Source organism: Terrabacter sp. C0L_2 (assembly GCF_036352015.1).
GTDB classification, from domain to species: domain Bacteria; phylum Actinomycetota; class Actinomycetes; order Actinomycetales; family Dermatophilaceae; genus Terrabacter; species Terrabacter tumescens.
This window is the reverse complement of sequence record NZ_CP143557.1, coordinates 458,215-482,342: the sequence shown is the minus strand read 5'-3', so window position 1 is coordinate 482,342 and position 24,128 is coordinate 458,215. Positions and strand designations below refer to the sequence as shown.

At 72.3% G+C, this 24,128-nt stretch carries 22 protein-coding genes; 9 read left to right on the top strand and 13 right to left on the bottom strand.

Annotation, left to right across the window (positions count from 1 at the left end; genetic code table 11):
• Window positions 1-29: 29 nt before the first annotated feature.
• Both U5C87_RS02255 and U5C87_RS02250 read right to left on the bottom strand, forming a co-directional pair.
• Window positions 30-803: a sulfite exporter TauE/SafE family protein gene (locus U5C87_RS02255; RefSeq protein WP_330475018.1), complete on the bottom strand. Its 774-nt coding sequence runs from the start codon at window positions 801-803 to the stop codon at window positions 30-32.
• The gene (locus U5C87_RS02250) at window positions 800-1,498 is read right to left on the bottom strand and encodes a FadR/GntR family transcriptional regulator (protein WP_330475017.1); all 699 of its coding nucleotides are present in this window, start codon (window positions 1,496-1,498) and stop codon (window positions 800-802) included. Before U5C87_RS02250 ends, U5C87_RS02255 begins: the two co-directional genes overlap by 4 nt.
• 119 nt (window positions 1,499-1,617) lie before the next feature.
• On the opposite strand from U5C87_RS02250, the gene U5C87_RS02245 reads away from it, so the two are divergent.
• From U5C87_RS02245 to U5C87_RS02235, 3 genes are read left to right on the top strand one after another with little or no spacing between them, the layout of a single operon-like run.
• Window positions 1,618-2,949: an SLC13 family permease gene (locus tag U5C87_RS02245; RefSeq protein WP_030201598.1), complete on the top strand. Its 1,332-nt coding sequence runs from the start codon at window positions 1,618-1,620 to the stop codon at window positions 2,947-2,949.
• 4 nt (window positions 2,950-2,953) lie between these two features.
• Window positions 2,954-4,162 (top strand): CaiB/BaiF CoA transferase family protein, encoded by a 1,209-nt coding sequence (locus tag U5C87_RS02240; protein ID WP_330475016.1) that lies wholly within the window; start codon window positions 2,954-2,956, stop codon window positions 4,160-4,162.
• Window positions 4,162-5,613 (top strand): carboxyl transferase domain-containing protein, encoded by a 1,452-nt coding sequence (locus U5C87_RS02235; protein WP_330475015.1) that lies wholly within the window; start codon window positions 4,162-4,164, stop codon window positions 5,611-5,613. The genes U5C87_RS02240 and U5C87_RS02235 overlap by 1 nt, the downstream gene beginning before the upstream one ends.
• 15 nt (window positions 5,614-5,628) lie before the next feature.
• Here U5C87_RS02235 and U5C87_RS02230 read toward each other — a convergent pair whose 3' ends face one another.
• A complete protein-coding gene (locus tag U5C87_RS02230) occupies window positions 5,629-6,471 on the bottom strand; it encodes a helix-turn-helix domain-containing protein (RefSeq protein WP_330475014.1) in 843 nt (280 codons plus the stop codon).
• Between the two features lie 51 nt (window positions 6,472-6,522).
• On the opposite strand from U5C87_RS02230, the gene U5C87_RS02225 reads away from it, so the two are divergent.
• Window positions 6,523-7,107: a TIGR03086 family metal-binding protein gene (locus tag U5C87_RS02225; protein WP_030201611.1), complete on the top strand. Its 585-nt coding sequence runs from the start codon at window positions 6,523-6,525 to the stop codon at window positions 7,105-7,107.
• Between the two features lie 4 nt (window positions 7,108-7,111).
• On the opposite strand, the gene U5C87_RS02220 is transcribed toward U5C87_RS02225, so the two are convergent.
• Together U5C87_RS02220 and U5C87_RS02215 are read right to left on the bottom strand one after the other, a co-directional pair.
• The gene (locus tag U5C87_RS02220; RefSeq protein ID WP_330475013.1) at window positions 7,112-7,810 is read right to left on the bottom strand and encodes a response regulator; all 699 of its coding nucleotides are present in this window, start codon (window positions 7,808-7,810) and stop codon (window positions 7,112-7,114) included.
• On the bottom strand, window positions 7,803-9,443 hold the full coding sequence (locus U5C87_RS02215; RefSeq protein ID WP_330475012.1) for a sensor histidine kinase: 1,641 nt from the start codon (window positions 9,441-9,443) through the stop codon (window positions 7,803-7,805). Before U5C87_RS02215 ends, U5C87_RS02220 begins: the two co-directional genes overlap by 8 nt.
• 123 nt (window positions 9,444-9,566) lie before the next feature.
• On the opposite strand from U5C87_RS02215, the gene U5C87_RS02210 reads away from it, so the two are divergent.
• Complete coding sequence (locus tag U5C87_RS02210) at window positions 9,567-10,973, top strand: cation:dicarboxylate symporter family transporter (protein WP_330475011.1); 1,407 nt, start codon at window positions 9,567-9,569, stop codon at window positions 10,971-10,973.
• A gap of 272 nt (window positions 10,974-11,245) precedes the next feature.
• On the top strand, window positions 11,246-13,081 hold the full coding sequence (locus U5C87_RS02205; protein ID WP_330475010.1) for a BCCT family transporter: 1,836 nt from the start codon (window positions 11,246-11,248) through the stop codon (window positions 13,079-13,081).
• A 49-nt stretch (window positions 13,082-13,130) separates the two neighbouring features.
• Here U5C87_RS02205 and U5C87_RS02200 read toward each other — a convergent pair whose 3' ends face one another.
• Together U5C87_RS02200 and U5C87_RS02195 are read right to left on the bottom strand one after the other, a co-directional pair.
• Window positions 13,131-13,775: a response regulator transcription factor gene (locus U5C87_RS02200; protein WP_330475009.1), complete on the bottom strand. Its 645-nt coding sequence runs from the start codon at window positions 13,773-13,775 to the stop codon at window positions 13,131-13,133.
• Entirely contained in the window at window positions 13,768-14,961 is a 1,194-nt protein-coding gene (locus U5C87_RS02195) for a sensor histidine kinase (RefSeq protein WP_330475008.1), read from the bottom strand. The genes U5C87_RS02200 and U5C87_RS02195 overlap by 8 nt, the downstream gene beginning before the upstream one ends.
• A gap of 137 nt (window positions 14,962-15,098) precedes the next feature.
• On the opposite strand from U5C87_RS02195, the gene U5C87_RS02190 reads away from it, so the two are divergent.
• Both U5C87_RS02190 and U5C87_RS02185 read left to right on the top strand, forming a co-directional pair.
• Window positions 15,099-16,055 (top strand): gluconolaconase, encoded by a 957-nt coding sequence (locus U5C87_RS02190; protein WP_330475007.1) that lies wholly within the window; start codon window positions 15,099-15,101, stop codon window positions 16,053-16,055.
• A gap of 179 nt (window positions 16,056-16,234) precedes the next feature.
• Entirely contained in the window at window positions 16,235-17,362 is a 1,128-nt protein-coding gene (locus U5C87_RS02185) for an ankyrin repeat domain-containing protein (RefSeq protein WP_330475006.1), read from the top strand.
• Window positions 17,363-17,380: 18 nt separating this feature from the next.
• Here U5C87_RS02185 and U5C87_RS02180 read toward each other — a convergent pair whose 3' ends face one another.
• From U5C87_RS02180 to U5C87_RS02170, 3 genes are read right to left on the bottom strand one after another with little or no spacing between them, the layout of a single operon-like run.
• The gene (locus tag U5C87_RS02180; RefSeq protein ID WP_330475005.1) at window positions 17,381-18,097 is read right to left on the bottom strand and encodes a hypothetical protein; all 717 of its coding nucleotides are present in this window, start codon (window positions 18,095-18,097) and stop codon (window positions 17,381-17,383) included.
• Complete coding sequence (locus tag U5C87_RS02175) at window positions 18,090-18,677, bottom strand: DinB family protein (RefSeq protein ID WP_330475004.1); 588 nt, start codon at window positions 18,675-18,677, stop codon at window positions 18,090-18,092. The genes U5C87_RS02180 and U5C87_RS02175 overlap by 8 nt, the downstream gene beginning before the upstream one ends.
• Window positions 18,678-18,725: 48 nt before the next feature.
• Window positions 18,726-19,373, bottom strand: a complete 648-nt coding sequence (locus tag U5C87_RS02170) for a class I SAM-dependent methyltransferase (RefSeq protein ID WP_330475003.1) — start codon at window positions 19,371-19,373, stop codon at window positions 18,726-18,728.
• A gap of 245 nt (window positions 19,374-19,618) precedes the next feature.
• Between U5C87_RS02170 and U5C87_RS02165 the strand changes: the two genes are divergently transcribed.
• Complete coding sequence (locus tag U5C87_RS02165) at window positions 19,619-20,074, top strand: hypothetical protein (protein ID WP_330475002.1); 456 nt, start codon at window positions 19,619-19,621, stop codon at window positions 20,072-20,074.
• Between the two features lie 98 nt (window positions 20,075-20,172).
• On the opposite strand, the gene U5C87_RS02160 is transcribed toward U5C87_RS02165, so the two are convergent.
• From U5C87_RS02160 to U5C87_RS02150, 3 genes are all read right to left on the bottom strand, one after another.
• Window positions 20,173-21,654, bottom strand: a complete 1,482-nt coding sequence (locus tag U5C87_RS02160; RefSeq protein WP_330475001.1) for a PH domain-containing protein — start codon at window positions 21,652-21,654, stop codon at window positions 20,173-20,175.
• Window positions 21,651-22,169 (bottom strand): PH domain-containing protein, encoded by a 519-nt coding sequence (locus tag U5C87_RS02155; protein WP_330475000.1) that lies wholly within the window; start codon window positions 22,167-22,169, stop codon window positions 21,651-21,653. The genes U5C87_RS02160 and U5C87_RS02155 overlap by 4 nt, the downstream gene beginning before the upstream one ends.
• Window positions 22,170-22,252: 83 nt before the next feature.
• Window positions 22,253-24,121 (bottom strand): ABC transporter ATP-binding protein, encoded by a 1,869-nt coding sequence (locus tag U5C87_RS02150; protein WP_330474999.1) that lies wholly within the window; start codon window positions 24,119-24,121, stop codon window positions 22,253-22,255.
• Between the last annotated feature and the right edge of the window lie 7 nt (window positions 24,122-24,128).

Below are 24,128 nucleotides of genomic sequence, written 5' to 3'. Positions count from 1 at the left end.
CGGGTGCCGCGATCACCTCGAACGGGCGGTCAGCGGAGCAGCAGGACCGCGGCCAGGACGCCGGCGACGACGACGAGCACCCGGAAGAGCGTCGGCGGCAGGCGCCGGCCGACGCGCGCCCCCACGTAGCCACCGACGACCGACCCGGCCGCGAGCAGCGCGATCGCCCGCCAGTCGAGGTCGGCGACGGTGACGAAGACGAGGCCCGCGACGACGTTGCCTGCGAAGATCGCGAGCGTCTTCAGTGCATTGACGACGCGCAGGTCGATGTCGAGGCCCAGCCCGAGCACGGCGACCATCATGACGCCCGACCCAGCGCCGAAGTAGCCGCCGTAGACGCCCGTCAGCAGCGCGAAGAACGTTGTCACCGGACCCATCCGCGTGCGCGGTCCGACGTCGTCGCCCACGCGCGAGCGCAGCCAGCGGGCGACCCGCGGCTGCACGCCGACGAGCAGGCAGGTGAAGAGGATGAGCCACGGCACGACGGCCTCGAAGACGCTCGAGGGCAGCGCCAGCAGCAGCGCCGCGCCGCCCACCGCGCCGACCGCGCACGTGACGACGACGGTCCACGCGACCCGCGGGTGCTCGCGCAGCTCGGCCCGGTAGCCGTAGGACCCGCTGACCCCCGCCGGCACCAGCCCGACGGTGTTGGACGCGTTGGCCACGACCGGCGGCAGTCCGACGGCGAGCAGGATCGGGAAGCTGACGAGCGAGGCGACCCCCACCGTCGAGGTGAGGACCCCGGCCGCGAGGCCCGCGCCGAGGACGGCGAGCACCTCGGGCAGCGTGCCGACCGGCGTCACGTCCCGTCTCTCAGCACCGCCACGTCGCTGACCATGGCGACGTGGGCGTGCATCGCGTCGGCGGCGGCCTCGGGGTCGCCCGAGCGGATCGCGTCGGCGATGGCCCGGTGGCCGGCGAGGGAGTCGGCGGGACGGCCGGGCTGCGAGAGCGACTCGATGCGCGTCTCGCGGATGAGGTCGCGGATCTCGTCCATGAGGCGGGCGAGCAGGAGGGAGTGGGCGGCGGCCGTGACGGCCCCGTGGAAGCGCTCGTCGCCCTCGACCCCGCGCCCGCCGCCCTTGACGTCGCGGGCCATCTCGGCGATCGCCTCGTCGATGCGGGCGAGGTCGTCGGCGGTGCGGCGCTCGGCGGCGAGGGCGGCGATCTTCGTCTCGAGGGCGTCGCGGGTGTCGATGATCTCGGGGAGCCGGTGCGCGTGGGCGCGGATCGCCTCGACGATGCGGCGCGGCCCGGGTGACTCGGCGAGCACGGTGCCGTCCCCGTGGCGGACGGTGACGACGCCGATGACCTCGAGGGCGACGAGGGCCTGGCTCAGGGTGGCGCGGCTGACGCCGAGGCGCTGCGCGAGCTCGCGCTCCGGGGGCAGCCGGTCGCCCGGCGCGAGCCCGTCGGCCCGGATCCAGGCGGTGATCTGCTCGGCCACCTGCTCGTAGAGCCGGGTCCTCGTGAGGCGCGGCAGCCCCGATGCTGACATGGGGACATAGTATTGACAGTCGGACCATTGACCTATTGGCTAGGCCACTGAGCCAGCCATGAGCCTCGTCACAAGGGCGTGGAACCAGGCGAGCTGGCCGTGACCGACGGAGGACACCAATGGGACCGGAATGGGTCTCCATCATCGCGCTCGTCGCACTCTTCGTGATCGGGACGCTCCTGCCGATCAACATGGGAGCCCTCGCCTACGTGGCGGCCTGGCTCGTCGGCGTCTACTCGCTCGGCCTGAGCGAGAAGGAGATCCTCGCCGGCGTCAGCGGCGACCTCGTCCTCACGCTCATCGGCGTCACCTACCTCTTCGCCATCGCCAAGAACAACGGCACCGTCGACCTCATCGTCAGGTCGGCGGTCAAGGCCGTGGGTGGCCGGGTCGCGCTCATCCCCTGGGTGATGTTCTTCGTGACGGCGCTGCTCACGGCCATCGGCGCCGCCAGCCCGGCCGCATGCGCCATCATCGGGCCGATCGCGCTCGGCTTCGCGGCGCGCTACAAGATCAACCCGCTCCTCATGGGCATGTTCGTCGTGCACGGAGCGCAGGGCGGCGGCTTCTCGCCGATCAGCATCTACGGCACGATCACCAACTCCGTCATGAAGGACAACGGCCTCCCGTCGAGCGAGATGACGGTCTTCCTCGCGAGCCTCGCCGTCAACCTGCTCATGGCCGTCATCCTCTTCGTCGTCCTCGGCGGCCGCCGCCTGATGAGCCTGCGCGCCGACGACATCGACGGGGAGCTCGCCGACGAGGAGCTCACCGAGGAGCTGCACCACGGCGGCGTCGGCGTCATGACGCGCGGCACCGGCACCGTCACGGCGACCCGCACGCAGGCCCTCGGCGTCAAGCGCGACCAGGTGCTGACGCTCGTCGCCTTCACCCTCGTCGCCGTCGTCGCGCTCGCCTTCGACAAGAACATCGGCTTCGTCTCGATCACGGCCGCCGTCATCCTCGCGATCCTCTCGCCGATCCAGCACAAGGACGCCGTCAAGCAGGTCGCGTGGCCGACCGTCCTCCTCGTCGCCGGTGTGAGCACGTATGCCGCCGTGCTAACCGAGGCGAAGGCGCCCGAGTTCGTGGGCAACTGGGCCGCAGGCCTGGGCGCCGTCGTCATCGGCGCGCTCGTGCTCTGCTACGTCGGTGGTGTCGTGTCCGCCTTCGCCTCCTCGACGGCGCTGCTGCCGGTCATCATCCCCATCGCCGTGCCGCTCATCAGCAGCGGCGGCATCGGGGCGGCGACCTTCGTCGCGGCGCTTGCGATCAGCTCGACGATCGTCGACGTCAGCCCGTTCTCGACCAACGGCGCCCTCATGCTGGCGAACCGGCCCGACACGATCACCGAGCCGGTGTACTACAAGCAGATCCTCACCTACAGCGTCATCGTGGTCCTCGCCGGCCCGTTGCTCGTGTGGGCCGCCCTGATCCTCCCCGGATGGTGACCGAATGACCCCTCAGTCGTCTCAGCCCGAACAGCCGACCCGCTCGGCCGGACCGCTCTCGGACGTCCTCGTCGTCGACCTCTCCCGCGCTCTCGCGGGGCCGCACGCGACGATGATGCTCGCCGACCAGGGGGCACGCGTCATCAAGGTCGAGGCACCGGGACGGGGGGACGACACCCGCGGCTGGGGCCCGCCCTTCGTCGGCGAGGAGGGGCGGCGCGAGTCGACCTACTTCCTGTCGGCCAACCGCAACAAGGAGTCGATCACCCTCGACCTCAAGGACGAGGCCGACCGCGACGTGCTGCTCGCGCTCGTCGACCGTGCGGACGTGCTCGTCGAGAACTTCCGCACCGGAGTGCTCGAGCGCCTCGGCCTCGGCATCGAGTCGCTCATGGAGCGCAACCCGCGCCTCGTCGTGCTGTCGATCACCGGCTTCGGCCACGACGGTCCGGAGGGTGGGCGCGCCGGCTACGACCAGATAGCCCAGGGTGAGGCCGGCCTCATGTCGCTCACCGGGTCCGGCCCGGACGACCCGCAGCGCGTCGGTGTCCCGATCGCCGACCTGCTGTCGGGGATGTACGGCGCCTACGGCGTGGTCGCCGCCCTCAACGAGCGCCACCGCACCGGGGTCGGCACGGTCGTGCGCACGTCGCTGCTCGCGGCCGTCGTCGGCGTGCACGCCTTCCAGGGCACGCGCTGGACGGTGGCGGGCGAGGTCGGACGCTCGGCCGGCAACCACCACCCGTCGATCAGCCCCTACGGTCTCTTCCACTGCCGCGACGGGTCGGTGCAGATCGCCGTCGGCAGCGAGGGCCTGTGGCAGCGGCTGTGCGCGGCCTTCGGTCTCGACCCCGCCGCCGAGGGGCTCGCGACCAACGCCGAGCGCGTCGCCGCTCGTGACCGGGTCATCGAGGTCGTCGAGGCGGCCTTCGCCGACTGGGACGCCGAGCCGCTGCTGGGCCGCCTCGCCGAGGTCGGCGTGCCCGCGGGCAAGGTGCGCACGCTCGACGAGGTGTATGCGTGGGACCAGACCGCGAGCCAGGGCCTGCTCGTCGACGTCGAGCACCCGACCCTCGGCGCGCTGACGCTGCCGGGTCCGCCGCTGCGCTTCTTCGACGGCGACGGCACCGAGGTGACGCATCGCCACCACGACGCCCCGCCGACGCTCGACGAGGACGGCGCGGCCATCCGCGCCTGGCTGAAGGAGGAGTGATGGGGCGCCGACCGTGGACCGCCCACGAGCTGCTCGACCTCGTGCTCGACGCCGGGTCGTTCGAGTCGTGGGACGAGCCGATCGACATCAGCGGCCAGCCCGAGGCCTACCGGCTCCAGCTCGAGGCCGCAGCGGCCAGGGCCGGCACCGACGAGTCGGTGCTCACCGGTCGCGGGCTCGTGCGCGGTCGCCCGGTGGCCGTGGTCGTCAACGAGTTCCGCTTCCTCGCCGGCTCCATCGGGCGTGCCGCGGCCGAGCGCATCACAACCGCGGTGAGGCGTGCGACCGCCGAGGGACTGCCCGTGCTCGCCTCGACCGCGTCGGGCGGCACGCGCATGCAGGAGGGGACGCCCGCCTTCATCCACATGGTCGAGATCTCGCGGGCGCTCATGGCGCACCGCGCCGCCCGGCTGCCCTACCTCGTGCACCTGCGTCACCCGACGACAGGCGGGGTGTATGCGTCGTGGGGGTCGCTGGGGCACGTGACCGTCGCGGAGCCCGGAGCCCTCGTCGGCTTCCTCGGGCCCAAGGTCTACGAGGCGCTCAACGGCGAGCCGTTCCCGACCGGCGTGCAGACCGCCGAGAACCTCGCCGCCAAGGGCGTGCTCGACGCGGTCGTGGCGGCCGAGGACCTGCCGATGCTCGTCGACCGCGCGCTCGGCGTGCTCGTCGACGCCCCGACCCTGCCGCGGCTCGACCGCCGAGAGGGCGAGCCGAGCGGGCACCTGTCCGCCTGGGGGTCGATCGAGGTGACCCGCCGGGCCGACCGTGCCGGCGTGCGCGAGCTGCTGCGCCACGGCGCCTCCGGCACGCTCCGGCTCAACGGCACCGACGAGGGGGAGCGGGACGCCACGATGCTCGTCGCCCTGACACGCCTCGACGGGCAGCCCTGCGTGCTCGTCGGCCAGGACCGCTCGCGGCAGTCGCCGAGCACGCCGATGGGGCCGGGGGCGCTGCGCGAGGCACGCCGCGCCATGCGCCTGGCGGAGGAGCTCGGCATGCCGCTCGTCACCGTCATCGACACCCCCGGGGCCGAGCTGTCGGTCCACGCCGAGGAGGGCGCCATCGCCGGCGAGATCGCGCGGTGCATCGCGACGCTGACCACGATGACCGTGCCGACGGTGTCGGTCGTGCTCGGGCAGGGTTGTGGCGGTGGGGCGCTCGCGCTCCTGCCGGCGCGTGAGGTCATCGCCGCGGAGCACGCGTGGCTGTCGCCGCTGCCACCCGAGGGCGCGAGCGTCATCGTCCACGGCGACGTCTCGCACGCCGCGGAGATGGCCGAGCTGCAGCAGGTCGGGGTGTCCGACCTGGCCGCGCAGGGGATCGTCAGCCGCATCGTGCCCGAGCCGGCCGACGACACCGCTGCGGCTCTCGCCGTCGCCGTCGCCGCCGAGTGCGCGGCGGCGCTACGCCGCCAGACCCACGGCCGGGCCCACGTCCTGGCGAGCTAGGCCGGCCGGCACCGCTCAGCGGAAGCGGGCGGCGAACTCGCCGGGGGTCAGGCCGGTCGCCCGGCGGAAGTCGCGCGTGAAGTGGGCCTGGTCGGCATAGCCGAGGTCGACGGCGATGCCCGCCAGCTCGGCGTCGGAGTCACGCAGCCGGTCGGCCGCCTCCTGCAGGCGCCGGCGCCGGATGAGCCACTTCGGGCCGAGCCCGATCCGCTTGTGCAGCAGGCGCTGCAGGGTGCGCTCGCTGATGTCGAAGCGCGCGCAGAGGTCGTCGACCCGGAGCAGCTCGGGCGAGGTCTCGACGTCCTCGACGATCGCGTTGACGAGCAGGCCCTCGTCGTCGACCGGCAGCAGCGGCCGCAGCGCGTCCTCGACGACCTCGCGTGCCTGCGCCTGGGCGTCGGCCGACGTCGGGTCGGGGCGCATGTGGGAGCGGACGCCCCGGGTCAGCGCGGAGCCGTCGAGGGCGGGCACCGTCCTGAGGTCGACGAACCGGTCGGTCATCCGGCGCACCGGCTCGCGCGTCAGCAGGTGACCTGCCGCGGGCTGGAGCATGACGCCCACGGCCCAGCCGCGGCCGGTCAGCATCGTGTGCGACAGGCCGGAGACGACGCCGTAGAAGCGCGTGTAGCCGTCGGAGACGACGATGAGGCAGACGGGGTACTGCAGCACCCGCTGCACCGAGTCGCGTCCCTCGGGCACGTCCCAGACGGGGATCCAGAAGCGTCGCGCGAGGTCGCCGAGGTCCGGCGAGACCGAGGCCCGGGCGATGGACCACGTGTGGTCGGTGGGGTCGACCAGGTGGGCCCGCTCGATGTCGTCGCGGGCCGCCGTGCGCCCGGCCCCGGGAGACGTCGTCACGTGTCGGAAAGTATCAAGACCCACCGACGGGCGGCTCCCTACCGTGAGGGCATGACCTCATCGACCGCCGACACCCTCGGCTCCTACCTCCGCCTCGCCGAACCCTTCGGCTCCGTCGTCGCCCGCGTCCCCACCGCCGGCTGGGACGCCCCGAGCCCGTGCGAGGGCTGGAGCGCCCGCGACGTGCTGGCCCACGTCATCCACAGCCAGCGCACCTTCCTCGCCGACCGCGGCGTCGACGCCACGACCTCGGTGGACCTCGACGCCGACCCGGGCGCCGACCCCGTCGAGGCCTGGCGCGCCCACCTGGACCGGATGCGTGAGCTGCTCGCCGACCCGGCTGTCGCCGGGATGGAGTACGACGGCGTCTTCGGCCCCACCACGGTCGGCGCCTCGATCGTCGCCTTCCACGGCTTCGACCTCGTCGTCCACCGCTGGGACATCGCCGCTGCAGCCGGGCTCGACGAGCCCTTCACCGACGACGAGCTCGACATGATCGAACGCTCGGCCGACGGCTTCGGCGACCACCTCTACGACGACGGCGTCTGCGCGCCCGCGCTGCCCGTCACCGACGGCGCCGACCGCCACGAGCGCGTGCTCGCACGCCTCGGCCGTCGGGTGCCCGCGCGGGCCTGAGAGGTCAGCGCGCCCAGAGGTACTCGACCTCGGGACGGCCCGCTCCGGCATACCTCGACCGGCGCACGGCCACCCTCGTCTCGCAGAGGTGCTCGGCGTAGCGGCGCGCAGTCACGCGACTGACGCCGAGCGCCTCGGCGAGCTCGCTGGCCGAGCGCCCGCCGTCGGACTCGCGCAGCAGCCGGGCGACCTTGGCGAGCAGTTCCTCGCCCATCCCCTTGGGCAGTCGCACCTCGCCCGCCACGCGGGCGCCGGCGAAGACCTCGTCGACCTCGGCCTGCGTGCCGACCTCGGCGCCGCTCGTCACCTGCTCGCGGTACGCGCGGTAGGCGAGCAGCCGCTCGCGCAGGGTGGCGAAGACGAAGGGCTTGAGGACGTACTGCACCACCCCGAGCGACACGGCCGCGCGCACGACGTCGAGGTCCCGGGCCGACGTCACTGCGATGACGTCGGCACGGTGACCGGCGGCGCGCATGGCCCGCACGACGTCCAGCCCGTGCCGGTCGGGGAGGTTCATGTCGAGCAGGACGACGTCGATCTCCTTGTCCTGCAGCACCTTCAGCGCACCCTGCGACGTGCCGACGGTCGCGACGACCTCGAAGCCGTCGACCCTGCCGACGTAGGCCGTGTGCGCCTCGGCCGCGATCGGCTCGTCCTCGACGACGAGGACGCGCAGCGCCCGGTTCGACTGTGCCTCAGTCATGCTCGCCCCCGACCGGGAGTCGCACGGTGAACGTCGCGCCCGGAGGCCCGGACACCTCGAGGGTGCCGCCCAGACGCTCGACGGTCTGGGCGACGAGAGCCAGACCGATGCCGCGCCGTCCGGCGCTGCCCTGCTCCTTGGTCGACCAGCCACGCCGGAAGGCGTCCTCGACCGCGCCCGGTGGCAGCCCCGGCCCGTCGTCGGAGACCTGGAGGACGGCATACGCCCCCTCGACCCTGGAGGCGAAGCGCACGTCCCGCTCGCCTCGCGGCACGCCCGTTGGCCCGGCCTCGCCGGTCACGGCGTCGAGGGCGTTGTCGATGAGGTTGCCGACGATGGTCACGACGTCGCGCGTCGGCGCGACGCCCTGGGGCCAGTGCGACCCCGGCTCGATCGCAAACGAGATCCCACGCTCGTGGGCCTCCGCTGCCTTGCCGAGCAGCACTGCGGTCAGGGCCGGCTCGTCGACCGATCCGACGACGCGGTCGGTGAGCAGCTGGGAGACCTGGAGCTCGTCGGTCGCGAAGTCGAGCGCCCGGTCGGTGTGGCCGAGCTCGATGAGGCTGACGATGGTGTGCAACCGGTTCGCCGACTCGTGCGCCTGCGAGCGGAGCGCCTCGGTGAGGCCGCGGGCCGAGTCGAGCTCACCGGTCAGTGCCTCGAGGTCGGTGCGGTCGCGCAGCGTCGCGACGTGGCCGAGCAGGCGCCCCTGCCAGCGGGCCGGACCCCGGTTGAGCACGAGCACCCGGGCGGACGTCACGTGCAGCTCGTCCTCGTGGGGGTCCTCGTCGGTGAGCGCGGCCGTGAGCGACGGCGTGAGCCCCAGCTCGGAGACGGGTCGGCCGACGGCATCGGCGGGCAGGGCCAGCAGCCGGGTCGCCTCGTCGTTGGCGAGCCGCAGGCGGCCGTCGAGGTCGGTGATGATGAGGCCCTCGGTGACGGCGTGCAGGACGGCGTCGTAGTACTCGTACATCTCGCGCAGCTGCTGCTCGCCGAGGCCGTGCGTCTGGCGGCGGATGCGCCGCGAGACGAGCGCCGTCCCCAGCCCGGAGAGCAGGGCGGCCACGAGGCCGGCGAGGAGCAGCCCCGGCAGCTGGGCACGCACCCGCTCACCGACGGCAGACTTGCGGATGCCGACGGAGACGAGGGCGACGACCTTCCCGGCGTCGGTTACGGGCACGACGACGCGCGAGGACGGGCCGAGGGTGCCGGTGTAGTCCTCCTGGACGACGCCGCCCGCCAGCGCCTCCTCGGTGTGGCCGATGAACCTCTTGCCGATCTGCGACGGGTCGGGGTGGGTGTAGCGGATCGCGTCGCGGCTCATGACGACGACGAAGTCGGTGCGCGTCTCGACGCGGACGCGCTCGGCGTAGGGCTGGAGCGCAGGCGAGGGGTCAGGCCCCTGCACCGCGCTGATGACCGCCGGCGTGGCCGCGATCGTCTCGGCCACCGCCAGGGCGCGGGCGATCGCCTGCTCGTCCCCGGCGCGCTGCGCCTGCCCGTACGCGCCGACGAGCCCGGCGGCCACGACGAGGACGGCGATGAGCACCTGCAGCGCGAAGGTCTGCGCCGCCACGCTCCACCGCCCCGGCGCGCCGAGCACGCGGGTCACGGTCGTCGGGAGCGAGCTCAACGGCATACCTCCGGCCGCGAGAACTCAATGAACACAAAGGTGACCCTAGCCACTGGCCACGGCAGCCTCGTCACATTCACCGGTCCCGTGCCCAGCGCGAGGACCCAGCCAACGGAGGTCACCGTGAGTTCCACCGCCGACAGCGCCGTCGACGCCCAGCCAGGCTCGGCTCCGAAGCGCGACCGCACCCATTTCCTCTACATCGCCGTCATCGTGGCGATGGTGGCCGGCATCCTCGTCGGCTGGGCCTTCCCGGAGGTGGGCAAGAGCCTCAAGCCCCTCGGGACCGGCTTCGTCAACCTCATCAAGATGATGATCACGCCGATCATCTTCTGCACGATCGTGCTCGGCATCGGCTCGGTCCGAAAGGCCGCGCAGGTCGGCAAGGTCGGCGGGCTCGCCCTCGGCTACTTCATCACCATGTCGACCGTCGCGCTCGGCATCGGCCTCGTCGTCGGCAACATCGTCAAGCCGGGCGCCGGCCTCGACCTGACCGACGCCGTCGCCAAGTCGGGCCAGGCGCAGATCGCCGAGAAGAGCGAGGGCGCCGTCGACTTCGTGCTCGGCCTCATTCCCGACACGCTCGTCTCGGCCCTGACGTCGGGCTCCGTGCTCCAGGCGCTGCTCATCGCCCTGCTCGTCGGCTTCGCGCTCCAGAGCATGGGCCGCGCGGGCGAGCCGATCCTCGTCGGCATCAAGCACCTCGAGCGGCTCGTCTTCCGCCTCATGGCGATGGTCATGTGGGTCGCCCCGATCGGTGCGTTCGGCGCCATGGCCGCCCTCGTCGGCGCGACCGGCATCGGCTCGCTCAAGAGCCTGGGCCTGCTCATGCTCGCCTTCTACGCGACCTGCGCGATCTTCGTCTTCGGCTTCCTCGGCAGCATCCTCAAGGTCGTCACCGGGATGAACGTCTTCTCGCTCTTCCGCTACCTCGGTCGCGAGTTCCTCCTCATCCTGTCGACGTCCTCCTCGGAGTCGGCCCTGCCGCGCCTCATCGCCAAGATGGAGCACCTCGGTGTCTCCCGCCCGGTCGTCGGCATCACGGTGCCGACCGGCTACTCGTTCAACCTCGACGGCACCGCGATCTACCTGACGATGGCGAGCCTTTTCATCGCCGAGGCCATGGACAAGCCGTTCAGCATCGGCCAGCAGATCGGCCTGCTCGTCTTCATGATCATCGCCAGCAAGGGCGCCGCGGGCGTCAGCGGCGCCGGCCTCGCCACCCTCGCCGGTGGCCTGCAGTCGCACCGCCCCGACCTCGTGCCCGGTGTCGGCTTCATCGTCGGCATCGACCGCCTCATGAGCGAGGCCCGCGCCCTGACGAACTTCGCCGGCAATGCCATCGCGACGGTGCTCATCGGCACGTGGGTCGGCGAGATCGACCGCGACAAGGCCGGCCGCGTCCTCTCCGGCCAGGACCGCTTCGACGAGGCGAGCATGCTCGACCACGACGAGGTCGTCCCTGACGACGCACCGCGCGTCGAGGGTGCCGACGGCCGCGAGCCCGAGCTCGTCGGGTCCTCGCGCTGACGCGGACACACCCCCGCGAAGGGCCACGGACCGTCACGGTCCGTGGCCCTTCGGCGTGAGGTGGCCCATCTCACGCTGAATAGTCCTGCGTGACGGGAACCTTTGCTGTTCAACGAGATCGACGAGGTCGTATGCCGTGAGCCGCCTCCGTCCGACGGCCTCGTTTTGCGCTCGTCCCTCCGAGTTCGACACAGTGGACGCTTCATCGAGACATCTATGACACGTAACCGTGAGGAGACAGACGGCACCTACGTCGGGTGCCGTCATGACGTATGAGTGAACTGACCAAGAGTCCCGACGACGCGCTGCACCCCGCGCTCGAGCCACCACCCGTGAACCACGAGGACGCTCCGCGCTCCAAGGTCGACAAGGTCGTCTTCGGCGTCGCCGCCGCAGTCGCCATCGGCTTCGTGCTCTGGGGAGCGCTCAGCACCGAGAGCCTCAGCACGAGTGCCTCCGCCGGCCTCGACTTCGTCGTGCACAACACCGGCTGGCTCTTCTCGCTCGTCGCGTCCGGCTTCGTCGTCTTCGTCATCTGGCTGGCGGCGAGCAAGTACGGCAACATCCCGCTCGGCGGTGACGGCGAGGCTCCCGAGTTCCGCACGTCGTCGTGGGTGGCGATGATGTTCTCCGCCGGCATGGGCATCGGCCTGATGTTCTACGGCGTCACCGAGCCGCTGACGCACCTCGTCACGCCGCCGCCCGGCACGGGCGCCGCAGGCAACCCCGCGGCCGTGCAGACCGCGATGGCGACGACGATGTTCCACTGGTCGCTGCACCCGTGGGCCATCTACGCCGTCGTCGGCCTCGCCGTCGCGTACGGCGTCTTCCGCAAGGGCCGCTCGCTGCTCATCAGCTCCGCCTTCGCGCCGCTCTTCGGCGAGAAGCGCGCCAACGGCCCGGCCGGCAAGGTCATCGACATCTTCGCGATCTTCGCGACGCTCTTCGGCTCGGCCACCTCGCTCGGCCTCGGCGCCCTGCAGATCGGCTCCGGCCTCGAGATCGTCGGCGGCATCGGCAAGGTCGGCAACGGCGTGCTCATCGGCATCATCACGGTGCTGACGGTCTGCTTCATCCTCTCGGCCGTGTCCGGCATCGAGAAGGGCATCCAGTGGCTGTCGAACATCAACATGGTGCTCGCGCTCGCCCTGGCGCTCTTCGTCTTCGTCGTGGGCCCGACGGTCTTCATCCTCAACCTCGTCCCGACGACCATCGGGTCCTACTTCAAGGACCTCGCGATGATGTCGGCCCGCACCGACGCCGCAGGCGGCAACGGCATGAAGGACTGGCTCGCCGGCTGGACGATCTTCTACTGGGCCTGGTGGGTCAGCTGGACCCCGTTCGTGGGCATGTTCATCGCCCGCATCTCGCGCGGCCGCACGATCCGCCAGTTCGTCTCGGGCGTGCTGCTCGTGCCGTCGGTCGTCTCGCTCATCTGGTTCGCCATCTTCGGTGGCGCCGGCATCTCGCAGCAGCAGGGCGGCCAGGACATCGCCGGCCAGTCGACGCCCGAGGGCTCGCTCTTCGCGATGCTCGGCAACCTCCCCTGGCCGACCGTGACCGCCGTCATCGTCATGCTCCTCGTCGCGATCTTCTTCGTGTCGGGTGCCGACGCGGCCTCGATCGTCATGGGCACGCTGTCGGAGAAGGGCACGCTCGAGCCGTCGAAGAAGACCGTGATCTTCTGGGGCGCGGCCACCGGCGCCGTCGCCGCGGTCATGCTGCTCATCGGCGGTGAGGACGCCTTGTCGGGCCTGCAGAACGTCACGATCGTCGCGGCGCTGCCCTTCCTCGTCATCATGGTCGGGCTCGCGGTCGCGCTCGTGAAGGACCTGTCGCGCGACCCGCAGGTCGTGAGGAGGCAGTATGCCGTCGCGGCCGTCGAGCACGCCGTCGTCGCGGGCGTCAGCGAGCACGGCGACGACTTCGCCCTGACGTTCGAGGAGACCGCGCCGGGCGAGGGCGTCGGCGAGATGGTCCAGACCGACCCGTTCGGCGACTCCGCCGTGACCGACGACGTCACGGCCGAGGACGTCACGGCCGACGACGGCCGCGGTCACGAGGTCGGCGAGCACACCGAGAAGGTCGGCGCCTCCATGCGCCTCTGACCGCGCTTCTGGCCCTCGGGCTCCTCACGCAGTCACGTCGAGCGCCGCATCATCCTGACCGGGTGATGCGGCGCTCGATCGCTGCCGCCACCGCGCCGGCACGCGTGTCGACGCCGAGCTTGGTGTAGACGTGGCTGAGGTGGGACTTGACGGTCGCCTCCGACACGAGCAGCTCACGGGCCATCTCCCGGTTGCCGAGCCCCCGCGCCAGCAGCTCGAGCACCTCGACCTCGCGCTCGGTGACGACCGGCCCGGGTGAGGCGGTGCGGCGCACGAGCCGTGCGGCCACGGACGGGGCGAGCACGGTCTCGCCGCGCGCGGTGGAGCGGATCCCGGCGAAGAGCTGCTCGGCCGGGGCGTCCTTGAGCAGGTAGCCGAGCGCGCCCGCGTCGAGGGCGCGCAGGATGTCGGCCTCGGTGTCGTAGGTCGTGAGGACGAGGACGTTCGGGGGGTGCGGCATCGCCCGCAGGCGGGCGGTCACCTCGGCGCCGCCCGGCCCGTCGCCGAGGCTGAGGTCCATGAGCACGACGTCGGGTCGCTCGGCGGCGACGACGCGCTCGGCGGAGGGGAGGTCCTCCGCCTCGCCGACGACCTCGATGCCGTCCTGGCCGCCGACGAGGGCACGCAGGCCGGCGCGCACCACGGGGTGGTCGTCGACCAGGACGACGCGCACCGGGGCGCCGGGGTCAGCCATGACGGTCTCCTGTGCCGAGGGGGAAGCGGACCGAGACGGTCGTGCCCTCACGGGGTGCGCTCTCGACCTCGGCGCGTCCGCCGAGGTCGGCCGCCCGACGACGTATGCCGTCCACCCCGTGCCCGCGGTCCCCGCCGGGCCCGGACGGGGTCGGCTCGGCGGGGTCGAAGCCCTGCCCGTCGTCGCGCACGTCGAGCAGGACCTCGTCGGGCAGGTAGGTCAGGCTGACCACCGCCCGTGTCGCGTGCGCGTGCTCGACGACGTTGGCCAGCGCGCCACGGGCTGACCGCACGAGCGCGCCGGCGACGGTCGAGGGGACGGGGACCGCGTCGCCGTGAACGCGGACCTGGACGTCGAGGCCGTGGGAGCCGGTCGCGGCGACGCGGGCGAGCGCGGCCGGGAGGGCGTCGCCCGTCGTGTCGTCCTCGAGGTCGGCAGGCGCGAGGTCGCGGACGACACGACGCACCTCGTCGAGCGCGTCACGGGCGGCGGCGCCGGCGGCCGTGACGTGGTCCCGAGCAGCGAGCGGCCTCTTGTCCCAGTCCTGCTCGGCCGCCCCGAGGAGCAGGGTGATGCTCGACAGTCCCTGACCGACCGAGTCGTGGATCTCGCGCGAGAGGCGGGTGCGCTCCGTGAGGGCACCCGAACGGCGTTGGGCCGCAGCCAGATCGGCCTGTGCCTCGGTCAGCTCGTCGAGCAGCGCCTGCCGGGTGCGCGCCTCGCGGTCGAGGGCGCGGTAGGAGAGCACGGTGACCAGGGCGATGCCGACCGGACCGACGAGGACCGTGGGGTCGAGGTCCGTGGCGATGCGGCTCCACGCCACGCTGACGACGGCGGTCATGACGACGACGACGGTGACGGCATACGCGAAGGGGAGGACCTGGAGCACGGCGAAGGCCACGGGCACCGCGGTCCAGGCGAAGGACGGTGCCACGAGCGTCAACGTCACCCAGAGGGCGACGACGACGGCGATCCAGACGGTGGGCCACGCTCCGCGGTCGGCGACGCGGCGCCGCGTCAGGTGGGCGGCGCCGAGCACGGCCGCCCCGGCGAGCACGAGGACGGCGGTCCCGTCGAGGTCGTGCCGCAGCAGGTAGCGCACCGAACACGTCACGAGGAGCGCGACGAGGACGGCGTCGAGCCACCGGTCGAGTCGCGCCACGGGCGCGAGGATGCCCTCCTCCATGACCCGCAGCCTAGGGACGGCAGGGGTGCCGCGGCATCATCCGATCGGCTACTCCGGTCTGGCCGGTCGCCCGACGCGCGCGCACCGACCGCCCGGTGAAAGTGGTGGGACCACCACCACCGAACCCGGAGACCACCATGAACCGCACCAGCGCCGTGCTCGCCGCCCTCGCCGTCGCCGCCACCCTGCCCCTCGCCGTTCCGCCGTCGGCCACGGCCGGCGGGCGCCCTGGCACGTACGAGCTGCAGGGCGACCCCGGCGGCTCGAAGTTCGAGGGCATCGGCACCGACGAGCGACTCGGCACCTTCTACGTCAGCGAGGTGACCGGCGGCGAGATCCACCGCGGATGGGCCGGGACGGCGCGCACCGAGGAGTGGCTGGCCGGCGACGGCACCGACGGGCGCTTCACGGCGCGCGGCATCACGACCGACGCCGCCGGCCGCGTCTACGTCGCGGGGGGTCCGAACGGCATCGGCACCGGTCGGCCCGACCTCTGGGTCTACTCGCCCCGCGGTGAGCTGCTGGCCGCGTTGCGCGCGCCCGGCGACGACGTCTTCCTCAACGACGTCGCCATCGGGCCGGACGGCGCCGCCTACTTCACGAACTCCAACGCGCCGCAGGTCTATCGGGTCGCGCCCGAGGGCGGCAGCTGGGGTGTCACACGCTGGGCCGACGCGACCGGCGTGGTCGAGCAGCGGGCCGGCTTCAACCTCGGTGGCATCGTCGTCAGCGCCGACCGCTCGGCCCTCGTCGTGGCCCAGGGCAACGCCGGAGCGCTGTGGCGCTTCGACCTGCGGACGAGACTGGTGTCGCGGGTCGACACCGGCAACGCCGTGCTCACCGACGCGGACGGCCTCGTCCGCCAGGGCTCGTGCCTCGCCGTCGTGCGCAACTTCGCCCGGATGCTGGCCACGCTCGAGCTGCAGGCCGATGGCCGTACGGCGCGGCTCGTGTCGCAGCAGGCGACCGACCCCGCCCGAGTGCTGACGACGGCCAAGGTGCTGCGGGGCCGCACGCTCTACGTCGACAGCAAGTTCGACGAGGCGGTGGCGGCTGGGCCGTACGAGGTGGTCACCGACCCGCTGGCACGATGAGTCGCATGCGACGAGGCGGGCACGGGGGAGCGGTGGCGGCAGCCGTGGCAGCCGGTGTCGCAGCGGCCACCCTGGCGGGCTGCACGCCGAGTGGCCGCTCGAGCTCGCCGACCCCTCCGGTCCCAACCGTCACCACGACGACTGTCGCGACGAGCGCAGCCTCGAGTGCGAGGCCGCGTGTGCCGGCGAGTGGGACGACGAGTGGGACGACGAGGCAGCTCGACGCGGAGCTGCGGGACGCGGCGTGGGACGACGACCTGCCGCGCGCCACGGCCCTGGTCGCCAGGGGCGCGGACGTCAACGCCAAGGACGAGACCCAGCAGTCGGCATACCTCATCGCGGCGAGCGAGGGCCGGCTCGGGCTACTGAGGCTGGCGCTCAGCCACCGCGCCCGCGTCGACGACAGGGACAGCTGGAACGGCACCGCCCTGATCCGGGCGGCTGAGCGCGGGCACGCGCTCGTCGTAGGTGCCCTGCTGCAGGCCGGCATCGACCGGGACCACGTCAACCGCATCGGCTACCAGGCGATCCACGAGGCCGTCTGGCTCGGGCGCGACTCGACGACGTACGTCGACACCGTGCGTGCGCTCGTGGCCGGTGGCGTCCAGCTGACCACGCCCTCCCGCGGCGAACGACTCACCCCGCTCCAGATGGCCCGCGAGCGCGGGTTCGACCGACTGACAGGAGTTCTCATGACGGCCACGACTTCCGACCGTGTGAAGGAACCGGACGCCGCACTCCTGGCGGCCGCTGCTCGTGGCGACGCCGACGCCGTGGCGCTCGCGCTGCGTGCCGGTGCCGACATCGAGGCCCGTGACGGCAACGAGCGCACGGCGCTGCTGCTCGCCGCGACCGGCGACCACGTCGACGCCGCAAGGCTGCTCGTCGCCATGGGCGCCGACCCGGACGCGCTCGACGACCGGCGCGACACCCCGTGGCTCGTCACCGGCGTCACCGGGAGCGTTGCGATGCTCGAGGCGCTGCTGCCCGCGGGGCCCGACCTGACGATCCGCAACCGCTACGGCGGGGTCTCGGTCATCCCGGCGAGCGAGCGCGGCCACGTCGACTACGTGCGTCGGGTGGTGCAGACCGACATCGACGTCAACCACGTCAACGACCTCGGGTGGACCGCGCTGCTCGAGGCGGTCATCCTCGGCGACGGCGGCGATCGTCACCAGCAGATCGTCCGCATCCTCCTCGGTGCGGGAGCCGACCGCACCATCCCCGACCGGGACGGTGTCACGCCCCTCGAGCACGCGCGCCGGAAGGGGTATGCCGCCATCGCCCGGATCCTGGAGCAGCCCTGAGGCGAGCCGGCCCGCCGTTCAGTAGAGGGCGTCGGTCACGGTGAAGTGGTGGCTGCACCGGGGGCAGTCGGCCTGCCCGAGGAGGCGCTGCACCTGGGCGGCCACGGCGTCGCGGCCGTGAGCGGTGGCCAGCGCGAGCAGCCGCTCCTCGACGGTGCCCGGGGTGGCCCGGCCAGGCCCGAGGGACGTCGGTGGGACGGAGCCGTCGTGCAGGTCCGCGAGCGTGCACGCGTCGCTCGAGAGATCGAGCACGAGCGTCGTGTGGCAGGCGGGACAGCCCATGGGCATCTCGCCGTCGGCGACGTGGTCGAGGCATCGCTGCCAGACACCGCCGTCCTCGAAGGCCATCAGCGCCTGCAGGCCGTAGACGAACTCGGTGTCGTCGTCCACCAGGGCAAGTCCGGACTCCGCCAGAGCGCGTAGGTCGGCGACGTGCTCGGCGTAGTCGCGACGGACGTCGGCCGCGGGCCGCGGGCCGTCCTGCGAGGCGATGACCGAGGCGGCCAGTTGCAGCGCGGCCACGTATCCGGCCGGCGCGTGGCGAGTGGCCATGGCGGCCAGCGCGGGGATGGCGGCATAGCTGGCCGTGTAGACGGTGCCCTGATGGCAGAGCCGGATCCACAGGTTGTCCCACTCGGGCCCGGTCTCCTCGGATGCGTGCTCGGCGGCGGCGAGCAGGTCGGGGACGTCCCGCGCACTCCCGTAGGCGTGCTCGAGCGTGGCCCAGTCAGCCATGGTCAGCAATGGCGAACCGGTCGGCGAGGTCCGTCAGCCTGGCTGTGTGCGCCGACCAGTCCGCCACGTCGGGAAGGTTGCTGTGCTGCGGCAGCAGGCCCACCGTCCCGTCGATCTGCTCACGCAGGATGTCGGCGTGGCCGGCGTGGCGCTGGAGGTCCGCGGTCGTGTGGACCATGACCTCGTGGAGCGTGACTGCCGTGCCACCCCAGTGCGCGACGTGTCCGACCGCGTCCAACGGCAGTGCTTCGATCGTCTCGTCGGCAAAGGCCTGGGCGCGGCGGTAGAGGTCGACGAGCCTGTCGGTGGTCTCGGCCTCCGTGGCGTACCAGCCCGCGAGCGGATCCTGCTCGTCGGGGGATACGAGCTCGTCCGGGGTGGGCCACTCCCGGCCGAAGGTCGGGCCGAAGTAGATCACCTCGGTGTTGAGCGCGTGCTTGACGAGTCCCAGCAGGTTGGTCCCCGTCGGTGTGCGAGGCAACCGCACGTCGCGCTCGGAGAGGCCCTCGAGCTTCCAGAGCAGCACGTCCCGCGCGCCCTGCAGATAGTCCTTCAACACGTCCTTGGGTGCATCGACCATGCGCGTCAGGCTGTCACGCCATCCGACGTCGGATCGAGCGTCTGCGCCTCACCGCTGGAGGGGCTTGTGGGCCAGCAGTATCGCGGCGGCTGCCGGTCTGTCCGGGCCCAGCGCGATGGTCGCATCGACGGTGAGCCCGGCGGCGGCCGCGAGCCCGGCGTAGGAGTCGATGCTGCGCCGCGCGAACAGCACGTGCATCGGCAGACCCTCGTAGCCCTCCGTCTTGAGTTGGGTGCTGGCTCCGACGTGACCTCCGAGCATTAGCGGGCCACCGGGCCGAAGCGCCCGGGCGATCTGCGTGAACACCTGGCCCAGAGCGTCGTCGGGGATGTGGTGCGCGACGTACCAGCAGAAGACGCCCCCCGCGGAACCCGCCTCCACCGGCAGCTCGGTCACAGAGGCCTCGATGAACTCCAGGCCGGGGTTGAGACTCGCTGCGATGCGCAGCATCTCCGGTGACACATCGACCCCGACCGTCGTGAGACCGAGGGCAGCCAGATGGCGCGTCAGCAGTCCGGGTCCGCAGCCCAGGTCGATCACCCGTCCTCCGCCCGTGGTCTGGACCTGCGCCGCGAAGTGGCTGACCAGGGATGACTCCAGGGGGAGGTGCGCGATCCCCTCCCTGACGAGGGCCAGGTACGGCTCTGCGACTCGGTCGTATGAGCGAGCCGTCTGCGCGATCCACGAGCTGTCCATCGGGACGAGACCCTACAAGTCGGTTGCGACGTCCTCGTCCAGGCGAGCCGACCGGGCAGGTGAGTGCGCTGTTGCTTGCCACTCCTTCGTCGTCCTGCCTCGTTCGCCGTCCATCCAGAACGCCTGGGCGGCGTGGACGTCACGAGACGTCGGCGGTCTGGCCACCCATTCGGAATCCGCCGGCGCCGACTGCCGTGGATGTTTCTCCACGACTGGTCGGCCTGCGAGTCCGTCACAATGCCGAGGTGAGCGAGCACTTGACCGAGTACTGCGTCGATCGAGATCTCGTCGACCGGGGAGAGTCCGCGTTTGCCTGTCAGGCCGTGCTTGACGTCGTCCTTGCCCGCGTCGACACCGCGTGGATCGACGCGTACTCAGATGAGGGTGACCTGCCCGAGGCAGCTCGTGAGGCTCAGGACGCTCTCCTACGGATGGGACACGCTCGTGGCAGCGGAGATGCCGGCATGGGTATCGACGTGGATGTTCGTCGGGGCGACCACGTTCGCCTGCTTCGAGCCTTTGCGTCGTGGTCCATCGGCGTCGAGCTCTACGACGATGCGACGCAGTGGGTGGCGTACTTCTCCGACACGGGGGCCTCGGTGTGTTTCAACGTGACCGACGAGGAGGCCGGCATGATTCAGACCTCGTTCCTCGACGTTCGCATCCCGGTCACCGATCTGAAGACCCGGAGGAAGCGGTGATTCGATGAGGGGCACCCGTCGGCGGCTGCTCAGGTGAGGTCCACGTCGCGTGTGACGACGGGGCCACTCGAATGAAGGGCGGCGAGCGTGCTTGTGGCTCAGGCGAAGTCGGAGTGCAGGTCCGGACTGACCTGCGCCAGGACGGCATACGCCTGCTCGAGCGGCACGTCGACGACGTCGTAGTGCTGTGCCCCCGCGGCCGTGGTGGCGACGAGCGTCGCGACGCCGACGCGTCGCTGGAAGAAGGACTGCTCGACCTTCCAGCCGATGATGCCGTCGCGGTCGAGCACGACGCGCTGCCGGTCGAGCGAGCCGTGACGCGACACGAGGTGGTCGCGGGTCACGGTGTGGCCGAGCGCGCGGTATCGGTCATGTCCGAGCGCGAACGCGCCGACGAGGAGCAGCGGCACGAGGACGAGCAACGAGCCGTGCCAGTCCCAGAGCAGACGCGCCGCGACGAGCGCCGCGGCCACGGCGCCTGCAGGGACGAGGGCGCGAGTCAGCCGGCGACGCCGGGCTGCCGGGCCGTGCGAGCGGAGCGGGCCCGAGACGGCAGCCTCGTCGGGACGGATCCGCAGGGTGAGCGGCGTGACGACGCCGGCCGGCGCCGGCGGGCACAGCCAGTCGGATCCGCCCTGCTCGCGCAGCAGCCCGGACGTGACGACCTTGAGCCGGCGCGCCCCGGCGAGCCGCAGCCCGAGCGGCTCGTCGAGCCGGATGCCGCGCACGCGCGCCGCGTCGATGCTCGTCTCGCGATTGGTGAGCAGACCCCGGCGGGTGTGCAGGGTGCCGAGCCGGTTGCGGGTCAGGCGGAAGCCCCAGAAGGTCAGGACGTAGGCCCCGACCGCGAGGAGCGAGACGACGCCGAGCAGGAGCAGCACGTCGACCCACCACGAGAGCCGCGCGACCCACGACGCGCCGTCGCGGAAGACCGACCGCTCCTGCGAGAAGCGCGAGAGCCCTTGCGACGCAAAGCCGACGATGGCGGCCGCGCTCGCCAGACCGGTCACGGTGAGCGGCGCGTAGCGGATCCACGACGGGTCGAGCCGGACGAGCAGCTCGTCGCCGACCGGCGGTGGCGCGTCGACCGGCACGTCATCGACCGCCACGGGCGTGCCTGTGGGAGAGGGCAGCCCGGTCACGGCGGGGTCGACGCGGTGCAGCAGCTCGGCGCGCAGCCGGCGACCGGCGTCGACGCTCAACGAGTCGAGCACGAGCCGGTCGTGCTGCCCCCCTGCCGTGGAGATCTCGACCTTGGCCAACCCGAGCGCACGGTGGTGGAGCTGGGCCGTGAGGTCGATGGTGCGCACCTTGTCGAGCCTGGCGGTCGTCGTCTGCTTGGTGAAGAGGCCGCGCCGGAGCTCGATCTGCCCGTCGGCGATGCGGTAGCGCGTGGTCACCCAGCGCAGCACCCCGAAGGCGACGAGGACGGGGACGGCATACAGCTCCCACCGGTCGCTGTCGTCGGAGCCTGCCCGGAAGACGACGATCGCCAGCAGCGCCGGGAGGAAGCGGACCAGCGTCTCGAGCGGGTGGACGAGCAGCATCCGCGCGTCGAGCCGGCGCCAGCCGTCGGTCACGTCGCGTCGCCCGCCTCGGTCACGGCGGCCGCGGTCAGGGCGTCGACGAGCTCTCCGGCGACCGGCAGGTCGAGCCCGTGGATGGTGACGGGTCCGGCCGCCGACGCGGTCGTGATCGTCACCGACGCGAGCCCGAGCAGCTGCGCGACCGGGCCGCGCTCGAGGTCGACCGTCTGGACCCGGCTGAGCGGCGCGATGCGGCGCTCCTGCCAGAGCCACCCGCTCTGGGTGTAGATCGCCCGCGGCGTCGCCTCCCAGCGGTGCACACGGTAGCGCCACTGCGGCATCGCCACGGCATACGCCCCGCCGGCGACGAGCCAGACGGCACCGACCACCCAGTGGGGGGTGCGCGACGGCGCGTCGTCGACGAACCACCAGACGACCTGGCCCGCCAGCAGCACGGCCAGCACGACGACGGCCTGCAGCGTCCACATGAGCACGGCCCGGCGCGAGACCCGGTGGGCCGGCTCGCGGAGCACGGGCGACGGGTCGACGGGCACGTCGGCGGGTTCCACGGCCCCACCGTGCCACACGGACGCCGGGGCACGGCAACCGACCAAGGTATGCCGCCCTTCCGCCCTTGGTCTGCTCCGCGCGGTCAGGCGGCGGCGACCGCGCGAGCCGACGTCTCGCGGGCCGCGACCAGCCGGGCGTAGCGTCCGCCACGGGCCATGAGACCGGGGTGGTCGCCGAGCTCGACGACGCGGCCGTGGTCGAGCACCGCGATCTGCTCCGCGTCACGGATCGTCGACAGGCGGTGCGCGATCGTCAGGGTGGTGCGGCCGGCCATGAGCCGGTCGATGGCGACCTGCAGGTCGCGCTCGGTCTCGTTGTCGAGCGCGCTCGTCGCCTCGTCGAGGATGAGGACGCGCGGGTTGCGCAGGAGCGTGCGGGCGATCGCGATCCGCTGCTTCTCGCCGCCCGAGAACCGGTGGCCGCGAGCACCGACGACGGTGTCGAGGCCGTCAGGGAGGCTCGCGACGAGCGGCGCGACCTGGGCGGCCGCGAGGGCCTCCCACAGCTGGTCCTCGGTGGCGGCCGGGTCGGCGAGGAGGAGGTTCGTGCGGATCGAGGCGTGCACGAGGTAGGCGTCCTGGGACACGACACCGACGATGCGCGCCAGATCGGCCGGGTCGAGGTCGCGCAGGTCGAGGCCGTCGATGGTGACGCGTCCGGACTGCGGGTCGTGCAGCCGCGCGAGCAGGCCGGCCAGGCTCGACTTGCCCGACCCCGTCTCGCCGACGAGCGCCAGCGTGGTGCCCGCGGGGACGACGAGCGACACGTCGTCCACGGCATACGTCCTCTCGGGTGCGCCCGGCTCGTGGCTGAAAGTGACGTTCTCGAAGCGCACCTCCCCGCGGAGCCGGTCGTGCTGCACCGGGACGGGGTCGGCAGGGGGCGCCACCTCGACGGGCAGGTCGAGGTAGCCGAAGATCCGGCTGAACAGCGCCATCGAGGTGACCCACTGGGCGCCGATGTCGAGCAGCCCCATGAGTGGCCGGAAGATGCTGGTCTGCAGGGTCGTGAAGGCGATGAGCGTGCCGATGGTCATGGCGCCAGTCGTCGCCGGGAGCCCCGCGGCGAGGTAGATGAGGGCAGGGATCGCGGCGAACATGATCTGCATCGTCGCCATGCGCCAGCGGCCGGCGAGCTGCGAGCGCAGCTCGAGGTCGATGAGGTCGGTGGACGTCGCGGCGAAGCGGTCGGCCGCGGCCTGGGCCGCTCCGAGCGTCTTGATGAGCGTCGCCCCACTGACCGTGAGGCCCTCCTCGACCTGGCTGTGCAGGTCGGCGAGCCGGCGCTGGCGCAGCGTCGTGATGTCGCGGCGCACCAGGGCGACCTTGCGCGTCATCAGCACGGCCGGCGGGATGACGAGCAGCGAGAGCAGCGACAGCCGGGCGCTCAGGGCGACCATGGCGATCGCCGTGGCGACCACGGTGGTGAGGTTGCTCGCCACACCGGTCGCAGAGGAGGTGATGACCGTCTGCATGCCGGCGATGTCGTGGGTGAGCCGGGACTGCACCTCGCCGCTGCGCGTGCGCGTGAAGAAGGCGATGGACTGGCGCTGCACGTGGCGGAAGACGTCGGTGCGCAGGGAGTGCATGACGCGCTGCCCGACGGTGGTCGTCAGCCACGTCTGCACGACGCCGAGGAGCTGGCTGACGACGGTGACCGCGAGCATGCCGCCGACGGCCAGCAGCAGGAGGCGGACGTCGTGGTGGGGGAGCGCGTCGTCGATGACGGCGCGCAGCAGGAACGGCTGGCCCATCGAGATGACGGACGTCGCGACGATGAGCGCGACGACCACCGTGACCGTGCGGGCGTGGGGTCGGAACAGGCGTGCGACGCGTCGCATCGACACGGGTGACTCGGCCAGCTGGGCGCGGTCCAGCGGGTCGATCTTCTTCGCCTTGCCGCCCCCGCCCCCTCCGACCCCCGCGACCAACGGGTTGCTGAAATCGCTCATGTGTCTC

Bases quoted from the DNA above. Each gene is read 5' to 3' on its own strand.
- U5C87_RS02250 (WP_330475017.1), bottom strand. From the start codon at position 1,498: ATGTCAGCATCGGGGCTGCCGCGCCTCACGAGGACCCGGCTCTACGAG.
- U5C87_RS02245 (WP_030201598.1), top strand. From the start codon at position 1,618: ATGGGACCGGAATGGGTCTCCATCATCGCGCTCGTCGCACTCTTCGTG.
- U5C87_RS02240 (WP_330475016.1), top strand. From the start codon at position 2,954: ATGACCCCTCAGTCGTCTCAGCCCGAACAGCCGACCCGCTCGGCCGGA.
- U5C87_RS02235 (WP_330475015.1), top strand. From the start codon at position 4,162: ATGGGGCGCCGACCGTGGACCGCCCACGAGCTGCTCGACCTCGTGCTC.
- U5C87_RS02225 (WP_030201611.1), top strand. From the start codon at position 6,523: ATGACCTCATCGACCGCCGACACCCTCGGCTCCTACCTCCGCCTCGCC.
- U5C87_RS02220 (WP_330475013.1), bottom strand. From the start codon at position 7,810: ATGACTGAGGCACAGTCGAACCGGGCGCTGCGCGTCCTCGTCGTCGAG.
- U5C87_RS02205 (WP_330475010.1), top strand. From the start codon at position 11,246: ATGAGTGAACTGACCAAGAGTCCCGACGACGCGCTGCACCCCGCGCTC.
- U5C87_RS02200 (WP_330475009.1), bottom strand. From the start codon at position 13,775: ATGGCTGACCCCGGCGCCCCGGTGCGCGTCGTCCTGGTCGACGACCAC.
- U5C87_RS02195 (WP_330475008.1), bottom strand. From the start codon at position 14,961: ATGGAGGAGGGCATCCTCGCGCCCGTGGCGCGACTCGACCGGTGGCTC.
- U5C87_RS02190 (WP_330475007.1), top strand. From the start codon at position 15,099: ATGAACCGCACCAGCGCCGTGCTCGCCGCCCTCGCCGTCGCCGCCACC.
- U5C87_RS02180 (WP_330475005.1), bottom strand. From the start codon at position 18,097: ATGGCTGACTGGGCCACGCTCGAGCACGCCTACGGGAGTGCGCGGGAC.
- U5C87_RS02175 (WP_330475004.1), bottom strand. From the start codon at position 18,677: ATGGTCGATGCACCCAAGGACGTGTTGAAGGACTATCTGCAGGGCGCG.
- U5C87_RS02170 (WP_330475003.1), bottom strand. From the start codon at position 19,373: ATGGACAGCTCGTGGATCGCGCAGACGGCTCGCTCATACGACCGAGTC.
- U5C87_RS02150 (WP_330474999.1), bottom strand. From the start codon at position 24,121: ATGAGCGATTTCAGCAACCCGTTGGTCGCGGGGGTCGGAGGGGGCGGG.